This is a genomic window from Microcystis sp. M_QC_C_20170808_M3Col (genome assembly GCF_007095505.1).
Lineage (GTDB): Bacteria > Cyanobacteriota > Cyanobacteriia > Cyanobacteriales > Microcystaceae > Microcystis.
The window spans coordinates 1-8,966 of record NZ_SFBY01000237.1 but is presented as its reverse complement, the minus strand read 5'-3'; the positions used below and the strand labels follow the sequence as shown (position 1 = coordinate 8,966).

Sequence of the window (8,966 nt, the reverse complement as noted above, 5' to 3'; positions counted from 1 at the left end):
CCTCGATGACCATTTTTATTGATGTGATGGCTTTGACATTCTGGGCATTTCATTGTTCTTTCTGCTTATTTTATTTTTCATTTATTTTACCTCATCATCTCTTAATCTGACAACGCCGGTTTTTGACTATAGGGCCAGGCAAAAGCATGGCGAAAAGCCGCATCTTGACAAGCTTGTAATTGTCGAAAATCGATCACATCTAGGGTGAGTAAATTCTCGTACTCGAAGGGCAGCCGGACATTGTGTAAACCGGCATTATCGGTACAGATAGCAATATCAACCCCCGCTTCAAAACAGCGATCGAAGACTATCTTTAACTGGGATAAACTTTCGAGGGTGCCAGTTTTTAAATAGGTGGTGGGACAGACTTCTAAACATTGATGACGACGGGCAACTTCCGGCAGCAGTTCCGGATATTGTAGGGGAATTTGAATACCGTGACCAATTCTTTGCAGATAGGGCAGTAATTGGGGATAACAACCGTCCTTTGTTTCGTAAAGATGGCCGGTGGTATTTAAACCCTCTTCCCTAGCATAACTGTATAAACCAGCAAATTCCTCTAGTCGAGTTTGGTAGTGGGAATCACCCCCAGCAATATCGATCGCACAGACGTATTCTCTCATCTCTAGGGCCAGATCAACGATCGCTTTGTTGACTTCGGAGGGAAGTCGCGAGTGCATACAGAGAATTTGACTGGTAATAATCGGATATTCGCTCATTTTCGAGGCTTGACCGACGATTTCGACAATTGATCGCATTTGCTCGATTCGCTCTGTTTGGTTCAAATGTTCGTCGGTGCGATAGTAGGGAGTATAGCGCAATTCTAAATAGGCAAGATTCTCGAAGATGTAAGCGCCGCGAATCAGACGATAGATAAAATAGGGCAAAGTTTGAGCGGTTTGAACACTTTCGACTAGGGTATGTAATTCTAAATACTCATCTAAACTATTACGTTCACGGGTGTAAAATTCCTCAAAAGCTTGGTATTCCTGGAATTTGGCCGCTAAATCCCGCTCATGTCTGTGAAAGTAGCGCCAGAGAATTCTCGGTACTACCGATCCCCCTAAATGCCGATGCAAATCTGCGTATAAAGCCACAACTCCGATGCTCCTTAGTCTCTCAAATGTTCCTTAAATATAACGAAGTTTTACAATTGTTTGACAATTGTTGCCAAATAGTATCAGTACCTATTCGGTGATCGGTTGGGTGTTGGGGAGCGGGGAGATAGTGAACAGTCGCTAGTGCAAGGCTCAGATCTGATCACCGATCACTGATTCAAGGCTGACAGCTAGAATAAGGTCATTAAACCTAAATAAAGCTTTAGGGAATAGAGGAGTGACAACATATACAATGATTGGGGTTTATAGTCAAGCAACCCTAAGCCTATGCCACGCCGTGATGACTTACAGAAAATCCTAATCTTGGGCGCTGGCCCGATTGTCATCGGACAAGCCTGTGAATTCGACTATTCGGGAACTCAAGCCTGTAAAGCCCTACGAGAAGAAGGTTATGAGGTAATTTTAGTCAATTCTAACCCGGCCTCGATCATGACCGATCCAGAAATGGCCGATCGCACCTACATTGAACCAATTCTGCCGGAAATTGTCGAGAAAATTATCGCTAAAGAACGCCCTGATGCGATTCTACCGACTATGGGCGGTCAAACTGCCCTAAATACCGCGGTAGCTTTGGCCAAAAGCGGCGTTTTAGAAAAATATAACGTGGAACTGATCGGGGCAAAACTCCCCGCTATTGAAAAAGCCGAAGATAGAGAACTATTCAAAAAAGCAATGGAGAAAATCGGTGTTCCCGTCTGTCCTTCGGGGATTGCCAACAATTTAGAAGAAGCAAAAGCGATCGCCCATCAGATCGGTTCCTATCCTCTCATTATCCGGCCGGCCTTCACTTTAGGCGGAACGGGGGGCGGTATTGCCTATAACCAAGAAGAATTTGAACCGATGGCCCAGTATGGTCTAGATTGTTCGCCTACATCGCAAATTCTCGTCGAAAAATCCCTAATTGGCTGGAAAGAATACGAATTAGAGGTAATGCGCGATCTAGCCGATAACGTGGTGATCATCTGTTCGATCGAAAACTTTGACCCGATGGGGGTCCATACCGGCGACTCGATTACGGTTGCGCCCGCCCAAACCCTGACCGATAAAGAATACCAACGCCTCCGGGACTATTCTAAGGCAATTATTCGGGAAATTGGCGTAGAAACCGGCGGCTCGAACATCCAATTCTCCGTTAATCCCACTAACGGCGACGTAATCGTGATTGAGATGAATCCCCGGGTATCGCGTTCTTCGGCCCTGGCATCGAAAGCCACGGGATTCCCGATCGCTAAATTTGCCGCTAAACTAGCAGTAGGCTACACTTTAGACGAAATTCCCAACGATATCACCAAAAAAACCCCAGCTTCCTTTGAACCAACTATCGATTACGTCGTCACCAAAATTCCCCGCTTTGCCTTCGAGAAATTCCCCGGCTCCCAACCGATTCTAACTACCCAGATGAAATCCGTCGGGGAAGCTATGGCTATCGGTCGAACTTTCCAAGAATCCTTTCAAAAAGCACTTCGATCCCTAGAAACGGGACGTTTTGGCTTTGGTTGCGATAAAGTCGAAACTCTCCCCCCTCTCTCGGAAGTCCGGGCTGGTTTACGGACACCTAACCCCGAACGAGTTTATAGTATCTATCATGCTTTTAAATTGGGCATGAATGGGGAGGAAATCCACGAACTAACCGGGATTGATCCCTGGTTCCTCGATAAATTGGCCGATTTGATGGAAACCGAGAAGTTTCTCAAACGAACTCCCCTGAAAAGTCTCGGCAAAGAGGACTTATTCGCTATTAAACAACAGGGTTTTAGCGATCGCCAAATCGCCTTCGCCAGCAACAGCAGCGAGGACGAAGTGAGAAGTTATCGCAAGGGTTTAGGTATTGTTCCCGTTTATAAAATGGTGGATACCTGCGCGGCAGAATTTGAGGCTCTGACACCCTACTATTATTCCACCTACGAACAGGTGGAATCGGAAGTTTTACCCTCCGATAAACGCAAAGTGATGATCCTCGGTGGGGGTCCCAATCGCATCGGCCAGGGGATAGAATTTGACTACTGTTGTTGTCATGCCGCTTTTTCCCTCAGTCAAGCCGGTTTTGAGACGATTATGGTCAACTCTAACCCGGAAACTGTCTCCACCGATTACGATACCAGCGATCGCCTTTACTTTGAACCCCTGACCAAAGAGGATGTCTTAAATATTATCGAAGCGGAACAACCAGAGGGTTTAATTATTCAATTCGGTGGGCAAACTCCCTTAAAACTAGCCCTTCCCCTGCAAAGATATCTAGAATCGCCTAATTGTCCCGTAAATACCAAAATTTGGGGAACTTCACCCGATTCGATCGATACTGCCGAAGATCGGGAACGGTTTGAAAAAATCCTCCGAGAATTAGATATCCGACAACCCCCCAACGGTATTGCCCGCAGTTTCCAAGAATCCCAAGCAGTGGCTAAACGCATCGGTTATCCTGTGGTAGTACGTCCGTCCTATGTTTTGGGCGGTCGGGCAATGGAAATCGTCTATTCCGATAGCGAATTGGAACGCTATATGAAGTATGCGGTACAGATAGAACCGGATCACCCGATTTTAATCGATAAATTCCTCGAAAATGCCATCGAAGTGGATGTGGATGCCCTCTCAGATGCCACGGGAACAGTAGTTATCGGGGGATTAATGGAACATATCGAACAAGCGGGCGTACATTCGGGCGATTCTGCTTGTTCTATCCCCCATACGTCCCTTCCTGACTCAGTTTTAACCACAATTCGACAATGGACGGTGGAACTAGCGAAAGCTTTAAAAGTAATCGGTTTGATGAATATCCAGTATGCGGTACAGGGGGAGACAGTTTATATCTTAGAAGCGAATCCCCGCGCTAGTCGTACTGTTCCCTACGTTTCCAAAGCAACGGGAGTTCCTTTAGCAAAAGTTGCCTCCCTCGTCATGTCGGGCAAAACCCTAGCAGAATTGGGCATCACCAGCGAAGCAATTCCCCGTCATATTGCCGTGAAAGAAGCGGTTTTACCCTTCCAGAAGTTCCCCGGTGCTGATACTCTCCTGGGACCAGAAATGCGTTCTACAGGCGAAGTAATGGGGATTGACAGCGATTTTGGCAAAGCTTTCGCTAAAGCAGAAATGGCCGCCGGCGTGATTTTAGCCACCAGTGGGACGGTTTTTGTCTCGATGAACGATCGCGATAAAACCCCCATGGTTCCCGTGGTTAAGGATCTGCAATCCCTCGGTTTTCGCGTCGTCGCCACTTCGGGAACTCGTCAAGTTTTGTTAGAAAACGGTTGCGAAAATATCGATTTAGTGCTAAAGATTCACGAAGGCCGCCCCCACGTTATCGATTGGATCAAAAATGACTGGATTCAGTTTATTGTCAATACTCCCAGTGGTGAAGAATCCCAAAACGATGGCCGACAAATTCGCCGTACTGCCCTCGATTATAAGTTACCAATTATCACCACTATCGCCGGGGCAAAAGCGACAGTAGCAGCCTTAAAATCCCTGCAATCCCAACCTTTAGAGGTGAAAGCTTTACAGGATTATCTCGCCTAATTTTCAGTTTTCAGTTATCAGTTTTCAGTTAGAAAGGGGATTTAGGGATATAGGGGTTTAGGGATATAGGGGTTTAGGGAAATTTCAGCCAAATGCCCCACTACCCCACTACCCCATCACCCCATCACCCCATCACCCCAATTCATAATTCATAATTCCTAATTCCCATGACCGATACTCTAAACGATTATAAAAACCTGATTAGTGAACTGATTAACCGTTATAAAAACCGCGTCGATTTCCTGACAATTCGTCTGGAAGAAGCGCGGGGGACGAATATTCTACTGCGTTCCGAACGAGTGGAAACCCTCAGCGAAGGTATTGCTATCGGTGGTCAGGTACGCGCTTGTTATCAAGGAGGTTGGGGATTTGCCAGCTTTAATCAATTATCCAGTTTACAGGAACGATTAGAAGATGCGATCGCTGCTGCCCGTTTAATTGGGGAAGAAGAAACCCTGATTGCTCCGGTAGAACCTGTAATTATTAGTTGTGAATTACCTTTAACGGGAACAGACCCGCGTTTAGTGCCATTAGCTGATAAAAAAGCCCTCTGCGATCGCTATAATAACTTACTGCGTCAACATCATCCCAGTATTGCCACCACTTCCGTCCGTTACAGCGATAGCAGTCAACATATTCTTTTAGCCACTTCTGACGGGACTTTAATCGAACAAAAATGGTCGGACTTAGAAATGCGTTTTTCGGCCACCGCTAGGGATGGGGACAGTGTACAAACAGGCCGGGAAACCACGGGATCCCGAAAAGCTTTCGAGGATCTGGTCAATTTAGAAGAACAGGTGCAAGGGTCGGCTAAACGGGCCGTACAAGCCCTAGTTTTGCCCCCTGTCAAGGGCGATACCTACACCGTCGTCATCGATCCCATTTTAACCGGTCTGTTCGTCCATGAGGCTTTTGGCCACCTGTCAGAGGCAGATATGTTATACGAAAATCCTGACCTTTTGGAAGTGATGAGTATGGGCAAACGTTTCGGGCCGGATAACCTGCAAATCTTTGACGGGGCCTATCCGGAAGGTCATCGGGGCAGTTATTTTTATGACGATGAGGGAACCCCCGCAACGACGACTCAGTTAATTAAAGACGGGGTTTTGGTGGGAAGACTGCATTCGCGGGAAACGGCGGGCAAATTAGGCGAAAAACCGACCGGTAACGCCCGTTGTCTCAATTATCATTATCCGCCCATTGTCCGCATGACCAACACTTGGATTGAACGGGGAACCACTGCCGTTAAAGAGTTATTTTCGGGGATAAAAACGGGAGTTTATGCCCAAAATTGGCAGGGAGGCATGACTAACGGCGAAATGTTCACTTTTAGCGCCGGGGAAGCTTGGATGATTCGCGATGGAGAAATTGCTGAACCCGTTAAAGATGTGACTCTCTCCGGTAATGTCTTTAAAACTCTAGCCAATATTGAGGCAATTGGTGATGATTTCTACTGGGATGAGTCGGGAGGCTGCGGAAAAGGAGGTCAAAGTGGTTTACCGGTTGGCTGCGGTGGCCCCAGTCTCCGTATCCGCGATGTGGTCGTGGGAGGAGAAGCAGATATTCAGTAATCAGTAATCAGTAAACAGTAATCAGTAAACAGTAATCAGTAAACAGTAATCAGTAATCAGTAAACAGTAATCAGTGAACAGTGAACAGTGAACAGTGAACTGATTACTGATAAGAATGTCCACTAAAAACTCAAATCTGATAACTCAAATCTGATAACTCAAATCTGATAACTCAAATCTGATAACTCAAATCTGATAACTGATAAGACTGTCCGGTAAAAACTCAAATCTGATAACTGAATCGCTTTGTCGGTAAGGGTTTTTTCGGCAAATTATGGCAAGTGTATTAGCGCAGTTTCATACAGCCGAAATCGAAATCTATCTCATCTTCTCATCACTGTCTTCAATTTCTTGATCATCTTTATTGATTTCTTCTTTAAATCCCCGTAAAGTTTTCCCCAAAGCTGCCCCAAATTCGGGTATTTTTTTCGGTCCAAATATCAGGACAACAACTACAGCAATAATTACTATTTCTGGCCAACCTAATCCAAACATAATCTTTAAAGTAAAAAGTAAAAAAGGTGTTGGGTGTTGGGTTTTAGGGTGTTGGGTGTTGGGTGTTGGGGGTTGAATTCCCCTATCCCCTATCCCCTATCCCCTATCCCCATCTATACCACCACTTCAGCGCGTTTATAGGCTTCGTCGAGGACTTCTGAGAGAGTCGGATGGGTGTGGATGCGGAAAGCGAGTTCATGGACGGATTGGCGTTCAGCGATCGCATTGGCCGCTTCTTGAATTAAATCCGATGCGTGGATACCGATAATATGAACACCGAGTAATTCGCCCGTATCCTGACGATAAACGACTTTAGCGATGCCTTCCGTTTCTCCTTCCGCTAAAGCCTTAGAATTTCCCTTAAAATAGGTCTTGACAGAAGCGACCTTATACCCTTCTTCCTGTGCCAAAACTTCTGCTTGCGGTTCCGTTAAACCCACATAACTAATTTCGGGGTGGGTAAAAGCGGCGGCGGGAATACTGCGATAATCGATGGTTTTTGGGCGATTACAGATATTTTCAATGGCTATTACCCCTTGACCCGAAGCAGCGTGAGCTAACATCATTTTACCCGTAGCATCGCCCACGGCCCAGAGATGGGGAACCGGTTCACCGTCCTGAATTACCTGCATTTTGTCATTAACGGCAATAAAACCGCGTTTATCCAGTTCTACCCCAACAAATTCCAATCCGAGATTCTTTGTCGCTGGGATTCTTCCTGTAGCGACTAAACAAGCATCTACTTCTAAAATTTCGATCGCTTCTTTGCTTTTTGCGTCCACCAGTTCAATGGCCACGGGATTCCCCGGTTTAATACTTTTTGCCAAAACTCCCACATAGGTCTCGATGTCTCTAGGTTTAATCAGAACTCTTTCAGCGATTTTCGAGATTTCTGGGTCAAATCCGGGCATGAGACTATCTAAAGCTTCGATCATCGTCACTTCACAACCCAAAGCGGTGTATATATCCGAAAATTCCAGACCGATATAACCACTACCGATAATTGCAATCCACTTGGGTAAAGTTTCCAATCTAACGGCCTCATCGCTGGTAAAAACCGTTTTATGATCGATCTCGATCCCCGGTGGGACAAAAGGAACCGACCCCGGACAGAGCATAATATCCTTAGCGGTGTAGATTTTTTCGCCACTATCCCCGATGACGCTAACTTTTTGCGGGCCGGCGATTTTTCCCCAACCGTGGATAGTATCAACCTTGAGACGTTTAAGACTATTAGTGAGATCGCCTCTAATTTTACTGACAAGGTTGTTAGCATGATTAGCAATTGTCGGACGGTCAAAATTAACGCCACCGATGGCAATACCTAAACTTTTCAGATGGTCACTATCGGCCAATTCGCGCACTCGTCCCGAGGCTGCCAGTAAAGCTTTAGAAGGAATACAACCGCGATTGACACAGGTTCCTCCCATATCTTTGGCTTCGATAATAGCTGTTTTTAGCCCACATTTGACTGCGTGTAGGGCTGCCCCGTGGCCACCAACTCCAGCACCGATAATAATTAAATCGTAGTCGAATTCACTCATAGTCTCTCTGACTCTCAAAGTTAGCATTATCTCATTTTACGCTCCACTGCGATCAAGCTGTGCTATCCCGGGCAAAAACTGGAGCCAGTTTTTAGCCATCAGGCTCTTGTGCATTGAAACTGGCTATTGGCAATTTTAGGACAAGACGTTACTATTACTAGGGAGCATCTCATTTATGCAAGTGAGTAATTACGCTTGTCTCTAAAACTTGCTTCTGGTAAGGCTTTCAAAATAGCTTGACATAAAACTTAATTTAGGAGTTACAAAGGTCAGATGCTCCCCGTTACTAGACCTCTTGTAAAAATCAAAAATTGTTGTTGGGGTTAGGAGCCGGTCGTCGGTCGTCAGGAGAATTAAGAATGAATAACAATCAATTACATGGTCTATTCACAGATTTTATGCCATTTAATCCTTATTTTTACCGTTTTTGAATCCTCAAAAATTAATTATGCAAGAGGTTACTGAATCAAAATATGAATACTAATCCTGCATTATATCCATAAGTTAGTCTAGTGCTAGGTTTGAAAAATTAGACCTGCTGCCAATACTTTGCCCGGTGACGAGAGCATCTTTCTCCTACCATAATTTAGGCTCGAAACCAGAATTATTAATGATTTCTACCGTTTCTCCCGATGGTTTAATCACAAATAAACCTTGTTTATAGGCATAACGATCTACTCCTTCGTCTATTTCTATTCCTGCCACTGCACCATAAGCTTGATAGT

Annotated in this window: 5 protein-coding genes; 2 read left to right on the top strand and 3 right to left on the bottom strand. The window is 45.4% G+C overall.

Annotation, left to right across the window (positions count from 1 at the left end; genetic code table 11):
* Nucleotides 1-101 precede the first annotated feature (101 nt).
* Nucleotides 102-1,097, bottom strand: a complete 996-nt coding sequence (locus tag EWV84_RS10740; protein ID WP_287077996.1) for an adenosine deaminase — start codon at nucleotides 1,095-1,097, stop codon at nucleotides 102-104.
* A 288-nt stretch (nucleotides 1,098-1,385) separates the two neighbouring features.
* Here EWV84_RS10740 and carB point away from each other — a divergent pair, with 288 nt between their 5' ends.
* Entirely contained in the window at nucleotides 1,386-4,631 is a 3,246-nt protein-coding gene (carB, locus tag EWV84_RS10735) for a carbamoyl-phosphate synthase large subunit (protein WP_287077995.1), read from the top strand.
* Nucleotides 4,632-4,798: 167 nt separating this feature from the next.
* Entirely contained in the window at nucleotides 4,799-6,202 is a 1,404-nt protein-coding gene (locus tag EWV84_RS10730) for a TldD/PmbA family protein (RefSeq protein WP_286826292.1), read from the top strand.
* Nucleotides 6,203-6,520: 318 nt separating this feature from the next.
* Here the strand turns inward: EWV84_RS10730 and tatA are convergent, their stop codons facing one another.
* On the bottom strand, nucleotides 6,521-6,697 hold the full coding sequence (gene tatA, locus EWV84_RS10725; RefSeq protein WP_286826291.1) for a twin-arginine translocase TatA/TatE family subunit: 177 nt from the start codon (nucleotides 6,695-6,697) through the stop codon (nucleotides 6,521-6,523).
* A 113-nt stretch (nucleotides 6,698-6,810) separates the two neighbouring features.
* Complete coding sequence (lpdA, locus tag EWV84_RS10720; protein WP_286826290.1) at nucleotides 6,811-8,241, bottom strand: dihydrolipoyl dehydrogenase; 1,431 nt, start codon at nucleotides 8,239-8,241, stop codon at nucleotides 6,811-6,813.
* Between the last annotated feature and the right edge of the window lie 725 nt (nucleotides 8,242-8,966).

Bases quoted from the DNA above. Each gene is read 5' to 3' on its own strand.
- lpdA (WP_286826290.1), bottom strand. From the start codon at position 8,241: ATGAGTGAATTCGACTACGATTTAATTATTATCGGTGCTGGAGTTGGT.
- tatA (WP_286826291.1), bottom strand. From the start codon at position 6,697: ATGTTTGGATTAGGTTGGCCAGAAATAGTAATTATTGCTGTAGTTGTT.
- EWV84_RS10730 (WP_286826292.1), top strand. From the start codon at position 4,799: ATGACCGATACTCTAAACGATTATAAAAACCTGATTAGTGAACTGATT.
- carB (WP_287077995.1), top strand. From the start codon at position 1,386: ATGCCACGCCGTGATGACTTACAGAAAATCCTAATCTTGGGCGCTGGC.